This is a genomic window from Ruegeria sp. HKCCD7296, from assembly GCF_013110775.1.
Classification (GTDB): Bacteria; Pseudomonadota; Alphaproteobacteria; order Rhodobacterales; family Rhodobacteraceae; genus Ruegeria.
This window is the reverse complement of sequence record NZ_WVRF01000002.1, coordinates 125889-140400: the sequence shown is the minus strand read 5'-3', so window position 1 is coordinate 140400 and position 14512 is coordinate 125889. Positions and strand designations below refer to the sequence as shown.

Annotated in this window: 12 protein-coding genes; 10 read left to right on the top strand and 2 right to left on the bottom strand. The window is 57.6% G+C overall.

Annotation, left to right across the window (positions count from 1 at the left end):
* Positions 1–8: 8 nt before the first annotated feature.
* From GS632_RS03385 to GS632_RS03375, 3 genes are all read left to right on the top strand, one after another.
* Positions 9–1973 (top strand): heme lyase CcmF/NrfE family subunit, encoded by a 1965-nt coding sequence (locus tag GS632_RS03385; protein WP_171174210.1) that lies wholly within the window; start codon positions 9–11, stop codon positions 1971–1973.
* Positions 1970–2425: a cytochrome c-type biogenesis protein gene (locus GS632_RS03380; protein ID WP_171174208.1), complete on the top strand. Its 456-nt coding sequence runs from the start codon at positions 1970–1972 to the stop codon at positions 2423–2425. Before GS632_RS03385 ends, GS632_RS03380 begins: the two co-directional genes overlap by 4 nt.
* Positions 2426–2500: 75 nt before the next feature.
* Positions 2501–3277, top strand: a complete 777-nt coding sequence (locus GS632_RS03375) for an enoyl-CoA hydratase-related protein (RefSeq protein WP_171237525.1) — start codon at positions 2501–2503, stop codon at positions 3275–3277.
* 11 nt (positions 3278–3288) lie between these two features.
* Here the strand turns inward: GS632_RS03375 and bmt are convergent, their stop codons facing one another.
* Both bmt and GS632_RS03365 read right to left on the bottom strand, forming a co-directional pair.
* Positions 3289–4302 carry a betaine--homocysteine S-methyltransferase gene (gene bmt, locus GS632_RS03370; protein ID WP_171174204.1) on the bottom strand — a complete coding sequence of 338 codons (1014 nt, stop codon included), beginning with the start codon at positions 4300–4302 and terminating at the stop codon, positions 3289–3291.
* A gap of 122 nt (positions 4303–4424) precedes the next feature.
* A complete protein-coding gene (locus GS632_RS03365) occupies positions 4425–4742 on the bottom strand; it encodes a DUF1476 domain-containing protein (protein ID WP_171174201.1) in 318 nt (105 codons plus the stop codon).
* Positions 4743–4929: 187 nt separating this feature from the next.
* On the opposite strand from GS632_RS03365, the gene purC reads away from it, so the two are divergent.
* From purC to GS632_RS03330, 7 genes are all read left to right on the top strand, one after another.
* Positions 4930–5685, top strand: coding sequence for a phosphoribosylaminoimidazolesuccinocarboxamide synthase (gene purC, locus GS632_RS03360; protein WP_171234202.1), 756 nt, complete (start codon positions 4930–4932; stop codon positions 5683–5685).
* A 236-nt stretch (positions 5686–5921) separates the two neighbouring features.
* A complete protein-coding gene (purS, locus tag GS632_RS03355; protein ID WP_171234565.1) occupies positions 5922–6152 on the top strand; it encodes a phosphoribosylformylglycinamidine synthase subunit PurS in 231 nt (76 codons plus the stop codon).
* A 4-nt stretch (positions 6153–6156) separates the two neighbouring features.
* Positions 6157–7200 carry a zinc-dependent alcohol dehydrogenase family protein gene (locus GS632_RS03350; RefSeq protein ID WP_171721392.1) on the top strand — a complete coding sequence of 348 codons (1044 nt, stop codon included), beginning with the start codon at positions 6157–6159 and terminating at the stop codon, positions 7198–7200.
* An 11-nt stretch (positions 7201–7211) separates the two neighbouring features.
* Positions 7212–7880, top strand: a complete 669-nt coding sequence (purQ, locus tag GS632_RS03345; protein WP_171237527.1) for a phosphoribosylformylglycinamidine synthase subunit PurQ — start codon at positions 7212–7214, stop codon at positions 7878–7880.
* A gap of 36 nt (positions 7881–7916) precedes the next feature.
* A complete protein-coding gene (locus GS632_RS03340; RefSeq protein WP_171174196.1) occupies positions 7917–9695 on the top strand; it encodes an ATP-binding protein in 1779 nt (592 codons plus the stop codon).
* 12 nt (positions 9696–9707) lie between these two features.
* On the top strand, positions 9708–11042 hold the full coding sequence (locus GS632_RS03335) for a sigma-54 dependent transcriptional regulator (protein ID WP_050603452.1): 1335 nt from the start codon (positions 9708–9710) through the stop codon (positions 11040–11042).
* Between the two features lie 507 nt (positions 11043–11549).
* Positions 11550–14480: a ribonuclease E/G gene (locus GS632_RS03330; RefSeq protein WP_171721419.1), complete on the top strand. Its 2931-nt coding sequence runs from the start codon at positions 11550–11552 to the stop codon at positions 14478–14480.
* The last annotated feature ends 32 nt before the right edge of the window (positions 14481–14512 follow it).

The following is a 14512-nucleotide window of genomic DNA, read 5'->3' as shown; positions in this document are numbered from 1 at the left end:
TCCGGAGCATGATTACAGAACTCGGCCACTTTGCCCTAATTCTCGCCTTCTTTGTCGCAATCGTGCAAAGCGTGGTGCCCCTGATCGGTGCCTCGAAACGTTGGACCGGATGGATGGCATTTGCCGAGCCTTCGGCCATTGTTCAGTTCCTGCTAACGGCATTTTCCTTCGGTGCTCTGATCTGGGCTTTCGTCGTGTCCGACTTTTCCCTGAGGATCGTGGTTGAGAACAGCCACTCGGCCAAGCCGATGATCTACAAGATAAGTGGGACATGGGGGAACCACGAAGGGTCCATGTTGCTTTGGGTGCTGATTGTCACCTTGTTCGGTGCGATGGCTGCGTTTTTTGGGGGCGGTTTGCCGCCAACGCTTAAGGCACGTGTGTTGGCCGTGCAGTCTTCAATTGCTGTCGCATTTTTTGCCTTCATTTTGTTCACGTCAAACCCGTTTGATCGGCTTGCAATTGCGCCGTTTGACGGGCGCGACCTGAACCCACTGCTTCAAGACCCCGGTTTGGCCTTCCATCCACCGTTTCTCTATCTCGGATATGTGGGGCTGAGTATGGCGTTCAGCTTTGCCGTTGCCGCCCTGATCGAAGGCCGCGTCGACGCTGCGTGGGGGCGGTGGGTGCGGCCTTGGACACTGGCAGCATGGGTCTTTCTGACGATCGGGATCGCGTTGGGTTCCTGGTGGGCGTACTACGAACTCGGCTGGGGCGGTTTCTGGTTCTGGGACCCGGTCGAGAACGCCTCTTTCATGCCGTGGCTTCTGGCAGCCGCGCTGTTGCACTCTGCTATCGTTGTGGAAAAGCGCGAGGCGCTGAAGAGTTGGACCATTTTGCTGGCAATCATCGCATTCGGATTTTCACTGATCGGTACATTCATTGTGCGGTCTGGGCTTCTCACGTCTGTTCATGCCTTTGCAACCGATCCCGAACGTGGCGTGTTTATCCTGATGATCCTGGTGTTCTTTATCGGCGGGGCATTGACGCTGTTTGCCGCGCGCGCCCAAGCGATGGAGGCCAAGGGTGTGTTTGGTATGGTCAGCCGCGAAAGCGCTTTGGTGGCGAACAACGTGCTGCTGGCTGTCAGCTGTTTTGTTGTGTTCGTAGGCACCATGTGGCCGATGGTGGCTGAGATGATGTTCGACCGGAAGCTCTCGGTCGGTGCTCCGTTCTTCAATGCGGCGTTCTCTCCGTTCATGGTGCTGCTCGGGTTGATCCTGCCGATTGGGTCAATGTTGCCTTGGAAGCGGGGAAGGATTGGCAAGACCGCGTGGTCGCTGCGCTATGCCTTTGGCCTTGCGCTGGCAATTGCTCTGCTGGTTTGGGCGATGCAAACCGGACGAAGCGCGCTTGGGCCGGTTGGGCTGTTCCTTGGGGCCTGGATCACCTTTGGTGCAGCGCTTGATTTGTGGAGCCGCACAGGCCGCAATGGCAGCCTTAAGCGCCTGTTCCGTTTGCCGGGCGCGGATTGGGGAAAAGCGGTTGCTCATACCGGTTTGGGCGTCACCATCTTCGCGGTCGCTGGTCTGACTGCGTGGGAGGCCGAAGATATTCGCGTGGCGCAACCCAACAAGCCGTTCGTGGTGGGGCAGTTCACGCTGACCCTGCAAGATGTGCGGCAGGTTGAGGGGCCGAACTATTTCTCGACCACGGCAGATGTCCTGGTTGAAAAGAATGGACGTCTGATTGGCACCCTGCACCCGGAAAAACGCGACTATCCGGTGGCGCGTATGCCCACGACTGAGGCTGCGATCGACTATCGTTTCCTGGGCGACCTTTACGTCGTGATCGGCGATCAGCAGGCCGATGGGGGCTGGGTCATGCGGACCTATATCAAACCGCTCGCAAACTGGATCTGGGGTGGCTGCATTCTAATGTCGCTAGGCGGTATCCTAAGCCTATGTGACAGACGATTCCGTGTTGCGGCTGGGGCCAGAAAAACCCCGGTTGGCGGAGTGCCCGCAGAATGAAACGCCTTGTACTGATCCTAATGCTGCTGGCGACACCCGTGTTTTCGGTGCAGCCCGACGAGGTGCTGGATGATCCGGTCCTCGAACAGCGGGCGCGCGACCTCAGCACTGGCCTACGCTGCCTTGTTTGCCGGAACGAGAGCATCGACGAAAGCAATGCAGATCTTGCGCGTGACTTGCGCCTGTTGCTGCGTGAGCGTTTGGTCGCGGGTGACAGCGATGAAGAGGCAATTGCCTTTATCGTAGATCGCTATGGCGAATACGTTCTGCTGAAGCCGACGACCAGCGGTTCGAACCTGTTTCTATGGCTCGCCGGACCCATCATGTTGCTGATTGCAGCCGGGGTCGGGCTGAACTTTCTGCGCAACCGCGCCAAAGCCCACGCTTCAGTTGAGAGCACGACGCTGAGTGAGGACGAAAAGGAACGCCTGCGCCGAATTCTTGAAGACTGACGTTTGGTTCTGCTTTTCCCATCCCGTTTGGGTCAGTAAGTGTGCAAAAACGCAAGGCGCGACGGGAGGGTTTTAATGAAATACGAAACGGTTGTTCTGGATATTTCTGACGGGCTGGCAGTTCTGACATTGAACAGACCTGACAAGATGAACGCTCTGACAACTCAGATGCGAGCTGAAATCACTCACGCAATGAAAGATGCGGCGACCCGAGCCCGGTGCATCGTGATCACCGGCGCTGGACCTGCTTTTTGCTCGGGACAGGATTTGGGTGATGCGTCGTCAACCGGCAAGATTGACTTGGAACGTTCGTTGCGGGACGAATATGAGCCGATGCTGGAGACGATTCACAGCTGTCCGGTGCCCACGATTGCGGCCGTGAACGGAGCTGCGGCTGGGGCAGGAGCCAACCTTGCCCTGTGCGCGGATGTAGTGATTGCTGCCGAAAGCGCCTATTTCCTGCAGGCCTTTTCGCGGATTGGGTTGCTGCCCGACGCCGGCGGAACCTGGTTCATGCCGCGTCAAATGGGGCTGGCCAAGGCGATGGGGGCGGCCTTGTTTGCCGACAAGATCAGCGCACGGCAGGCAGATGATTGGGGTCTGATCTGGGAGGCCATCCCTGATGAAGGCTTCGCTGCGCATTGGCGCAAACGGGCGGAATACCTGGCCAAAGGTCCGACCGCCGCCTATGGCGCGATCAAGCAAGCTGTTCGTGGGACATATGAAAACACCCTGCCTCAGCAGCTTGCGACCGAAGCGCATCTGCAAGGCGAATGCGGTCGCTCGCGCGATTTCGCCGAAGGTGTGGTGGCATTCATGGAAAAACGCCCTCCGAAATTCGAAGGGCGCTGAATAGGTCGAATTTAGGCGCGGCGGCGGCGGCGCGCTCGGCGCTCGGGTGCAGCATCATCGCCGGTTCCGTCCGAGGCCGAAGTAAACGGACCAAGCGCATCAGTGATTTGTTCCAGGGTGGGGCGCTCGCCGCGGGATGTGGTGTCCAGCGCCTCGCGCATCTTGCGCAGGTGATCGGGCATGGTCCCGCAGCAACCGCCAATGATCGTAGCACCTGCGTCGCGCGCCATAGCTGCATACTGCCCCATCAATTCGGGTGTACCGTCATAGTGGATGTGGCCATCCACGTATTTCGGAATGCCCGCGTTACCTTTTGAGATCAGAGGACGTTCCGTGCCCTGTGCGCCAAAGCCCAGAACAGTGCGCAGAATATCCGATGCGCCGGTTCCACAATTGGCTCCGAATGCGATGGGCGGGTTTGGCAGCGTTTCAACCAGTTGCGCCAGATCAGCCGAGGTGACACCCATCATTGTGCGACCCGCTGTGTCAAAGCTCATGGTGCCACACCAGGGCATATCGGCCAGCGCAAACGCTTCGGCGGCGGCGCGGAATTCTTCGGGCGCGCTGATGGTTTCGACCCACAGCACATCCACTCCGCCTTCTTTCAGTGCTGCGGCTTGTTCGTGGAACATTTCCACCGCTTCGGAATGAGACAAGCTTCCGACGGGTTCCATGATCTCGCCGGTCGGGCCAACGGATCCAGCGACCACAACGGGGCGTCCCGCCTTGTCCGCAACTTCACGCCCAAGTTCCGCACCGATGCGGTTCAGTTCGCCCACGCGATTCTGTGCGTCATGCAATTTGAGCCGCGCCGATGTGCCACCGAACGTATTGGTCAAGAAAAGATCGCTGCCCGCATCGACGGAACCCTGATACAGGGCTTTGATTTTTTCGGGAGCGTCCACGTTCCAGAGTTCAGGCGCATCGCCGGATTGCAGGCCCATGTTGAACAGGTTTGTTCCAGTCGCTCCATCCGCCAGAATGGCATCATTGGTGTCCAGAAGCTTGCTCAGCGCATTTGTCATTGGGGTATTCCAGAAAAAGGCGCAAATCGCCGTTAAAAAATAGAGACGCCCCATGTCACACGACAGGGGCGTCAAATCAAATTCATAAAACTCATGAAGATCATGAGTCAGGCGCTAATCGTTTAGTCGGTCTCGCTCAGAACCTGCGCTTTGGCCTCTGGCAAAAGCTCGGCCATTTTCGCCCGAATTTCGTCATCCGAGGACAAGCTACCCAAATCGCCTGAAACCTTGCGCACAACATCCTCGTGCCCGGCTTCTTCAAAATCGGCGATTACAACCGTCTTTGCGTATTCTTCGGCATCGGCACCGGTTTTGCCCAGTTTCTCTGCCGCCCATAGGCCCAGTAGTTTGTTGCAGCGGGCCTGGGCCTTGAACTGCATTTCTTCGTCATGAGCAAATTTGGCTTCAAAGGCGTTTTCGCGTTCGTCGAACGTGGTCATTGGGTGAGGACCTCTTGGGTTACATCTTGTTTCCTGATGATATGACCATACGACGTCCCGTGCGCAAGGTATTTGCGCTGCGTCAAAGCCTCTCGGGTACATGAACTTGCGAGAAAAGGGGGCTTGCACTAAGAGAACGCCAACGAGAGGGGACTCAATCCCTCTGCTCAGACTGGAAAGGTCGCTTATGGCGCGTCGCAAAAAAATTTACGAAGGTAAGGCCAAGATTCTGTATGAAGGTCCCGAACCGGGCACAATTGTGCAGTATTTCAAGGATGACGCCACCGCGTTTAACGCGGAAAAGAAGGACGTTATTGACGGCAAGGGCGTATTGAACAATCGCCTGTCCGAGTTCTTTATGAACGGCCTAACCCAAATCGGTATTCCGAACCACTTTATTCGCCGCCTGAACATGCGCGAACAACTGGTGCGCAATTGCGAAATCGTTCCGTTGGAAGTGATCGTTCGAAACTATGCCGCCGGATCGATGTCAAAACGTCTGGGCATAGCAGAAGGGACACAGCTGCCGCGCCCGATCGTCGAATATTGCTACAAGGACGACGCGCTGGGTGATCCTCTGGTTACAGAAGAACATATCGCGGCCTTTGGTTGGGCCAGCCAGCAGGACATGGACGACATCCTCAGCATTGCTCTGCGGGTGAACGATTTCATGAGCGGCGTGATGCTGGCAGTTGGTATTCGGCTGGTGGACTTCAAGATCGAGATCGGACGCGTGTTCGATGGCGACTATCAGCGCCTGATCGTGGCTGACGAAATCAGCCCCGACAGCTGCCGCCTGTGGGATATTGAGACCGGCCAGAAGCTGGACAAGGATGTGTTCCGCCGCGATCTGGGCAACCTGACCGATGCATATTCAGAAGTCGCGCGCCGGTTGGGTGTGCTTCCGAATACCAATGTCACCAAGCCGACACTGATCAACTGATCCGTTCCGGAGACTTATGTGTCAACTAAACTGCGCTGCGGCAAAAACCGCGGCGCATTTTGGTTTTTGCGTTATCGGAAGGTTCATCTGTTGGTGATTAACCGAAAGAGTCGCTTCGCTTGATGACAACTGCGGCAAACTGCTTGGGAAACAGGGTTGTCGAAAACGGTCAGGCACGCTATCCCCCGCGCAACGAAATGGGCCATGGATTGCGGCCCGAAGGTGGAGTTGCCAAAATGAAAGCACGGGTGCATGTGATGCTCAAGAACGGGGTACTGGACCCGCAGGGCGAAGCTGTTCGGCACGCATTGGGCGCAATGGGCTTTGATAAGGTCGAAGGTGTACGTCAAGGCAAGGTGATCGACCTTGAACTGACCGAAGGTGCAACCGAAGCGGATGTCACCGAAATGTGCGAAAAGCTGTTGGCCAACACGGTCATTGAACGCTACGAGATCGAACTGGTCTGACCGAATGCGGGCCGCGCGTCTGATCACCTATCGCCAACCACTTGAGGTTACGACGGTACCCGACCCCGAACCCGCCGAAGACGGTGTGGTGGTTCGGGTTCTGGCCTGTGGCGTATGTAGGTCTGACTGGCACGCGTGGTCCGGCGCAGATCCAGACGTTATTCTGCCAATGACACCTGGTCATGAATATTGTGGCGAGGTTGTTGCGGTCGGCGCGCGCGTTACCCGGTGGCGGGTTGGCGACAGGGTGATTGCTCCCTTCATTCTGGCTTGCGGGCATTGCGCGGATTGTGCGCAGGGGCATCAGACAATCTGCAACGATCAGATTGTGCCTGGGTTCACCTGCGATGGCGCCTTTGCCGAATACATTGCTGTAGCCCATGCGGATGCTAACCTTACATTGTTGCCCGACAGCATTGCGCCCGAAGTGGCGGCCGCCCTTGGGTGCCGGGTGACGACAGCATGGCAGGCATTGGTCGGACGGGCGCAGGTTCAGGGTGGGGAATGGATTGCGGTCTTTGGTGGCGGTGGCGTTGGAATCTCGACCCTGCTGTTGGGCAAGGCCCTTGGTGCACGGGTTGTGGTGGTCGATATCGCAGACGACAAGCTGGATTATGCCATGTCTCTGGGCGCGGACGCGGTCGTGAATGCGACGACCTGTGATGCGTCGCAAGCCGTGAAGGACATCACTGGCGGCGGCGCGTACGTTGCAATTGAAGCCTTGGGCATTGAAGTGACGACTGTCTCCGCGATGCGGTCCCTTCGCAAACTGGGGCGCATGGTGCAGATCGGAATGCCTGCGGGGGATCACACCCAGATGGCACTGCCAATGGATGTGCTGTACTCTGGCCAGCTTTCTGTTTTCGGTACACGGGGAATGCCAAGCTGGCGTTATCCGTCCTTGTTGTCGATGATCGCAGGGGGCGGGATCGACCTGAGCCCACTGGTCACGCGTAAAATATCTCTCAACCAGGTAAGCGCTGAGCTTGCCGCCTTTGATCATCCGACCCCTCCGGGCGTTGCGGTGGTTACTGATTTTGTCTCGTAGGAGGGCCCGCCATGCGCGCAGCCGTAATCGTATTCCCCGGATCCAACTGTGACCGAGACCTCGCCGTCGCTTTTGAGCAGGCCGGTTTCAAGGTTGATATGGTCTGGCACAAAGACGCAGCGTTGCCCGACGGTGTAGATATCGTGGGCGTACCGGGCGGCTTTTCGTATGGCGACTATCTGCGCTGCGGGGCCATCGCTGCCAAGTCACCGATCTGCAAAGCGGTTGTGAATCATACCGAACGTGGCGGATATGCAGTTGGTATCTGTAACGGTTTCCAGGTTTTGACAGAAACGGGCATCCTGCCAGGCGCGTTGCTGCGCAATGCCGGGCTGAAGTACATTTGTAAAACAGTGGGCCTGAAGGTTGAAACCAGCGATAGCGTGTTTACCGCCGGCTACAATGCGGGTGACGTGATCGGCATTCCGATTGCACATCACGACGGCAATTACTTTGCGGACGACGAAACGCTGTCGGCATTGCAGGATCAAGACCGTATCGCGTTCACCTATACCGAGAATCCCAACGGCTCGGTGGGTGATATTGCTGGCATTCTGTCGGAAAACCGCCGTGTGCTGGGAATGATGCCGCACCCCGAACGGGCCGCTGACGAAGGTCACGGTGGCACCGACGGGGCGGCGCTGTTCCGCGCATTGTCGGGCGTGTTTGAAGCGGCGTGACTTGAGGTCACGCGCGCCCGCGCTTAACGTCTGGACATGAACTCGGACGTGCGATCAGCCTGGTCAAATCTGTTGAAACCGTTTCGTGGTGCGCCACTGGGCTGGCGGCTGCGCCTGTCTGTGCTGGTGTTGCTAGTCGCAACAATCGCAACGGTCTGGATTACCAACCGCCTGTTGACTGACAGGTTCACGGAATCCACCCGAAACCGGGCTGAACTACGGCTGGCCTTGTATTCCGGAAACTTGCTCAGCGAATTGCGACGAAACTCAATCGTGCCGCAGTTGCTGGCTCGTGACCCAACCTTGATTTCCGCCCTACAATCCAGTGACTACACGCTTTCAACGCAGCGGTTGATCTCTTTTGTAGAAGAAATCGGCGCCGCATCCTTGATGCTGCTGGACAGCGACGGTCGGACAGTCGCGGCGACCGATCGGAACAGACTAGGCGAAGGGCACAGAAATACCGCATATTTTGTGGACGCCGTCCGATCAAACGCGACAATTTTTTCCGTCATTCCGAAGGAATCCGGCGGATACAGTTTTGTGTATTCCCGGCGACTGGAAAATGGATCGGAAATTCTGGGTGTCATCGTTGTTGAGGTGGATCTTCAGAAATTCGAGCGCGCATGGGCCGGTATATCAGACGCGGTGATGGTCACGGACAGCACCGGAACGATCATCCTGTCCACCGAGCCACGTTGGCGCGGCTTGGAAGAAAGCACGGCAATGCTGCGCCAGCCGCCGCAGGGCGCAATTCAACGCGCCATTCGGGCCACAACCGACTGGACGGCTTTGCCACCTGACGCGTACCTGCAAGGCGAGGCGGTGATGCGGATGGAAACACGCATCCCGTTCCGGGGTTGGCAGATGACATCTTTCACCACCTTTGAGTCGATCCGCGAAAAGGTGAACAGCGTTCTTGCGCTGGAAATCATGGGTTTTGCGATTCTTCTGGCGCTGACGTTCTATGCGCTCAGCCGTCGGGCCACCTTGCGCATGGCCCTGTTTCAGCGCGAGTCGGCAGAGCTTCGCGCATTGAACGCGCGGCTACAGCGAGAAATTGCTGAGCGGGAACGGGTTGAAAAGACGCTGGATTTGGCAGAACAGACCCTCGCGCAAAGCTCGAAATTGGCGGCGTTGGGCGAGATGTCGGCTGCGGTCAGTCACGAGCTCAATCAACCTCTGGCTGCAATGAAAACATATCTCGCCGGGGCGCGTCTGTTGTTGCGGCGCAACCGACCGGAAGAGGCGCTGGCCAGCTTTGGGCGCATCGATGGCCTGATCGAACGGATGGGTGCGATCACGCGCCAGCTTAAGTCTTATGCACGCAAAGGGGCGGATGCGTTTTCGCCTGTAAATCTTGGTGAAGCGCTGGCCTCGGCCTTGTCTATGATGGAGCCCCAACTGCGTCAGCGTCATGTGAAGATCACTCAGATCCTGCCGGAAGAACCTGTGATGGTGATGGGGGACCGGATGCGGATCGAGCAGGTGATGGTCAACCTCTTGCGAAATGCGCTGGATGCCACCAAATCAGTAGCAGAGCCGGATGTGGAAATCATCCTGGCGGCGGGCGACATGGCGGTCCTGACCGTGCGCGACAACGGGCATGGTATCGAGGATATCGAGAACCTGTTCGAGCCGTTCTATACCACCAAACAGCCTGGAGATGGCGTAGGTCTGGGGCTTGCTATCTCGTCTGGGATCGTGAACGACCATGGGGGACGGCTGACTGCGCGCAATGCACAATACGGCGGCGCGGTGTTTGAAATGCAGTTGCCAGCACTGGGAAGCGACGGCCTTGAGGCCGCGGAATAACGAGGAATGACTATGGCACAGGCCATGAAAATTGCCATTGTGGATGACGAACAGGACATGCGCCAGTCGATCAGCCAGTGGCTTGCTTTGTCCGGATATGACACTGAAACCTTTGCCAGTGCGGAAGATGCGCTCAAGGTTTTGGGGCCGGATTACCCGGGGATCGTGATTTCGGATATCAAAATGCCGGGGATGGATGGCATCCAGCTTCTGAAAAAATTGATGGGCGCCGACAGCACCCTGCCTGTGATCATGATCACCGGACATGGTGATGTTCCAATGGCGGTCGAGGCGATGCGTGTCGGTGCGTTCGATTTCCTCGAAAAGCCATTCAATCCCGATCGCATGTCCGAACTGGCCAAGCGCGCCAGCAATGCCCGTCGCCTGACATTGGACAACCGTGCACTGCGACGCGAGCTGTCGGGTGGCACGCAGATCATGAATAAGCTGATCGGTGCCAGCCCGGTGATGGAGCGGTTGCGAGAGGATATTCTGGACCTTGGGCAGGCCGACGGACATGTGTTGATCGACGGCGAGACCGGAACCGGCAAGACGCTGGTGGCGCATGCGCTGCATGCGGTGGGCAGCCGCGCGGGCAAGAAGTTTGTTTTGGTATCCTGCGCAGCGCTCGAGGAAGATGCGCTGGCCAAACGGTTGTTTGGCCCGATGATGCCCGAGGATGCGCAATTGCCCGCAATCGAAGAAGCGCGCGGTGGCACGCTGGTGCTGGAAGATGTTGAGGCGCTGAGCGATACGTTACAGGCCAAGCTGCTGAGCGTGATGAACGAGCAGGGCACGCCTGCCGAGACCCGGATCGTTGCGATTTCGAATCTGCAGGAAGCGGGAAAAACCTCTGAGGATGTTCTGCGCCCTGATCTGTTTTACCGACTGGCCGCGTTGCGGATCACGATGCCGCCACTGCGTCAGCGAGGTGAGGACATTCTGACCCTCTTCACGCGCCTCAGCGAGCAGTTTGCCGAGGAATACGGTTGTGATGCGCCTCAGGTCAGCGCTCAGGAAGCAGCGCAGCTGTTGCAAGCGCCCTGGCCGGGCAACGTGCGCCAATTGATCAATATTGCCGAGCGCGCCGTGCTGCAATCGCGCCGTGGATCGGGAACGATTGCGTCGCTGTTGATGTCGGACCATGAAGAGATGCAGCCGGTGATGACCACCGAAGGTAAGCCGCTGAAGGAATATGTCGAAGCGTTCGAGCGGATGCTGATCGACAATACGATGCGCCGCCACAAAGGCTCGATTGCGTCTGTTATGGACGAACTCTGCCTGCCGCGCCGGACGCTGAATGAAAAAATGGCCAAATATGGTCTTCAGCGTTCAGACTATCTTTAAGTGACGCGAATGGGGGCGCTGCCCCCGTCGCCTTGGGCGACTCCCCCGAGGTATTTTTAGCCAGATGAAAGGGATCCGCCCGCGCGCATTTTCGCGGAATGCAGTTTGCCCATTGTCTTTTCCACAGGGTTGCTTTTATGGTGTGCGAACGGGCCAGGCGAATTTGACGCCCATAAGACCCGAATTTTTGAGTTTCGCTGCTGATCTGTTGATGAGGATCAAGCCCTCGCGGTTCAGCAGGCCGATTGTGCCCCGAACGGGGCAGTGTAGTACCTGAGCCCAGGACCCTTGGGCGAAAGGAATAAATGGGCAGGCAGCGGTCATACGCGCCTGTCGGAGAAGAACCGCGATGACGCGCGCGCAACGATTGAGAGAACGGGCAGGGGGCCACAGCGCCAGACCTTGCCGCGCGCCGTCCGAAATCGCCCTGACAAGACACCTCCCCAAATGCGCCTGTCCGCCTGGACAGGTCAGGACAACGCGTTTGGCGCGGTGCACCAAGGAAACATGGCTAAGAAAATGCTTATCGATGCCACCCACTCGGAGGAAACCCGCGTCGTGGTGGTCGACGGAAACAAGGTCGAGGAGTTCGATTTTGAGTCCGAAAACAAGCGCCAGCTTGCTGGCAACATCTATCTTGCAAAAGTAACACGGGTTGAGCCGTCGCTTCAGGCGGCGTTTGTCGATTATGGCGGGAACCGGCATGGATTCCTGGCGTTTTCGGAAATTCATCCAGACTATTACCAGATCCCCGTCGCCGACCGTGAGGCATTGATGGAGGAAGAACGCGCCTACGCCGAGGCGATGAAGGCGCGTGATGAAGCCGAAGAATCCAAGCCCAAGAAACGGCGGTCTCGGTCGCGGTCCAAGGCGGCCGATGTGAAATCGGACGATCCGGTTGAAACGATGGAAGTTTCATCCGAGCCGACTGGTATGGAAACCATCGATCTGGCCGACGGCGAAGATACGGATGCAGAGGTGCCCGAGGGAACCTCGCCCATGGAGATTGTCGCGGAAACACCGGTAGAAGAGCCGGAAGACAGCGATGCGACCCCGTCGGACGCTGTATCTGACGACGCTGAGCAAGCGGCTGTTGTTGAGGTCGATGACGCGACTGATGAAGCTGAAGGGGTCAACGACGCTGCTGGTGAGACCACCGAAGAGCCTGCTGAAACCTCGGATGAGGCGTCAGCAGATGTCGTAGATCAAGCCGAGGAAGCTTCGGACAAAGCGAATGAGGAAGCGGCAGAGGCTTCGGCTGTTGAAGATAATGATACCTCGGCTGAAACCTCCTCAGACTCCGCCGATGATCAGGACGCGGATGAAGAAGGCGCCGAAGGCACGGGGGCCGATGCGTCTTCGAAGGATGATTCAATTGAATCCGTAGCGGATGAGGATGACAGCGAAGACATCCGTCCACCGCGCAAACCTCGACCGCGTCGCTATAAGATTCAGGAAGTTATCAAGGTTCGTCAGGTCCTGCTGGTGCAGGTGGTCAAGGAAGAGCGCGGCAACAAGGGCGCTGCACTGACAACCTACCTGTCTTTGGCCGGTCGCTATTGCGTATTGATGCCGAACACTGCGCGCGGTGGCGGTATCAGCCGCAAAATCACCAACGCCGCCGACCGCAAGAAACTGAAAGAAATTGCCGCGGACATTGATGTCCCGACCGGGGCCGGTTTGATCATTCGTACAGCGGGCGCCAAGCGCACCAAGTCCGAGATCAAGCGCGACTACGAATACCTGCAGCGCTTGTGGGAGCAGATCCGCGCCCTGACACTGGAATCGATTGCGCCTGCAAAGATCTATGAAGAAGGCGACCTGATCAAACGGTCAATCCGCGATCTTTATAACCGCGATATCGACGAGGTCCTGGTCGAGGGTGAGGGCGGATACCGCATCGCCAAGGACTTCATGAAAATGATCATGCCGTCTCACGCTAAGAACGTGAAACGGTATGAGGATGCCCTGCCTCTGTTCGCGCGGTATCAGGTCGAAAGCTATCTGGCAGGGATGTTCAACCCGACGGTTCAGCTGAAATCCGGTGGCTACATTGTGATCGGTGTCACTGAGGCTTTGGTGGCGATCGACGTGAACTCGGGTCGGGCGACCAAGGAAGGCTCGATCGAGGAAACCGCGCTGAAGACCAACCTGGAGGCCGCCGAAGAAGTTGCCCGTCAATTGCGTCTGCGTGACTTGGCCGGTCTGATTGTCATCGATTTCATCGACATGGACGAGCGCAAGAACAACGCAGCGGTTGAAAAGCGTCTGAAGGATAAGCTGAAAACTGATCGGGCGCGTATTCAGGTTGGCCGGATTTCGGGCTTTGGTCTGTTGGAGATGAGCCGTCAGCGCCTGCGCCCTGGTATGATCGAGGCCACGACTCAGCCATGCCCGGCCTGTCATGGAACCGGCTTGATCCGTTCGGACGACAATATGGCCCTGTCGATTCTGCGTCAGATCGAAGAGGAAGGAACCCGCCGTAGGTCGCGTGAGGTTCTGGTGCGCTGCCCTGTCAGCATCGCCAACTTCCTTATGAATCAAAAGCGCGAGCACATTGCACAGATTGAGGCGCGGTACGGTCTGTCGGTGCGGATCGAGGGTGACGTTCATTTGGTCAGCCCCGATTTCTCGATGGAGAAATTCAAGACCGCCAGTCGGATTGTGCCGGAAGCCACTGCGCCTGTTGTATCCGTCGATGCATCACTGATGGATTTGGTGGATTCGTCGGACGAAGAAGTCGCCGAAGACGAAGTTGCCCAGGCAGAGGAGGAATCCAAGCCCAAGCGCAAGCGCCGTCGTCGTCGCCGCAAGAAGGGCGGGGGCAATGGGGATGCGACAGAGCAATCCAGCGACGGCAATGACGACGAGACACAGGAGGCTTCTGAGGGCGAGGCCACCGATGAAGAAGCTGCGACTGAGGTTGTCGAGGCAGAAGCCGCTGACGAAGAAAAACCTGCCAAGCCCAAGCGCAAGCGCGCGCCACGTCGTCGGAAGAAAGACGCAATAGCAGAAGAAACGGTCGAACAGGCTGAAACAGCAGTTGCCGAAGCTGAGACGGTAACGGATGCACCTGCGGCAGAAAAAGGTGCCGAAACCCCTGAGGGTGACGTGACAGAGGTCGCTCAGGAGCAAGGCGAGGCGTTTGTTGCGGCACCTGAACCTGCGGTTGAAGAACCGGTGATTGCCGAAGAGGCCAGCGTTGCGGATGCGGCCGACAAAGCCATCGTTGCGGATGCAACCGTCGAAGAACCCGCTGCGGATGTGGAATCAACCGCAGCAAAAGCGGTTGAAGAACCTACTGCGAATGAGGTTGAGCCCGCCGCAGAAGCGCCAGTGGAAGAAACGCCCGAACCCGTGCTGGAAACCGTAGCGGAAGAACCGGAACCGGGACCTGCCAAGCCGAAACGGCGCGGATGGTGGTCATTGGGTAAATAATGAAAGGCGGGCTGATGGGCCCGCTTTTTTTC

Coding starts and splice junctions, on each gene's coding strand:
- GS632_RS03385 (WP_171174210.1), top strand. CDS start 9: ATGATTACAGAACTCGGCCACTTTGCCCTAATTCTCGCCTTCTTTGTC.
- GS632_RS03380 (WP_171174208.1), top strand. CDS start 1,970: ATGAAACGCCTTGTACTGATCCTAATGCTGCTGGCGACACCCGTGTTT.
- GS632_RS03375 (WP_171237525.1), top strand. CDS start 2,501: ATGAAATACGAAACGGTTGTTCTGGATATTTCTGACGGGCTGGCAGTT.
- bmt (WP_171174204.1), bottom strand. CDS start 4,302: ATGACAAATGCGCTGAGCAAGCTTCTGGACACCAATGATGCCATTCTG.
- GS632_RS03365 (WP_171174201.1), bottom strand. CDS start 4,742: ATGACCACGTTCGACGAACGCGAAAACGCCTTTGAAGCCAAATTTGCT.
- purC (WP_171234202.1), top strand. CDS start 4,930: ATGGCGCGTCGCAAAAAAATTTACGAAGGTAAGGCCAAGATTCTGTAT.
- purS (WP_171234565.1), top strand. CDS start 5,922: ATGAAAGCACGGGTGCATGTGATGCTCAAGAACGGGGTACTGGACCCG.
- GS632_RS03350 (WP_171721392.1), top strand. CDS start 6,157: ATGCGGGCCGCGCGTCTGATCACCTATCGCCAACCACTTGAGGTTACG.
- purQ (WP_171237527.1), top strand. CDS start 7,212: ATGCGCGCAGCCGTAATCGTATTCCCCGGATCCAACTGTGACCGAGAC.
- GS632_RS03340 (WP_171174196.1), top strand. CDS start 7,917: ATGAACTCGGACGTGCGATCAGCCTGGTCAAATCTGTTGAAACCGTTT.
- GS632_RS03335 (WP_050603452.1), top strand. CDS start 9,708: ATGGCACAGGCCATGAAAATTGCCATTGTGGATGACGAACAGGACATG.
- GS632_RS03330 (WP_171721419.1), top strand. CDS start 11,550: ATGGCTAAGAAAATGCTTATCGATGCCACCCACTCGGAGGAAACCCGC.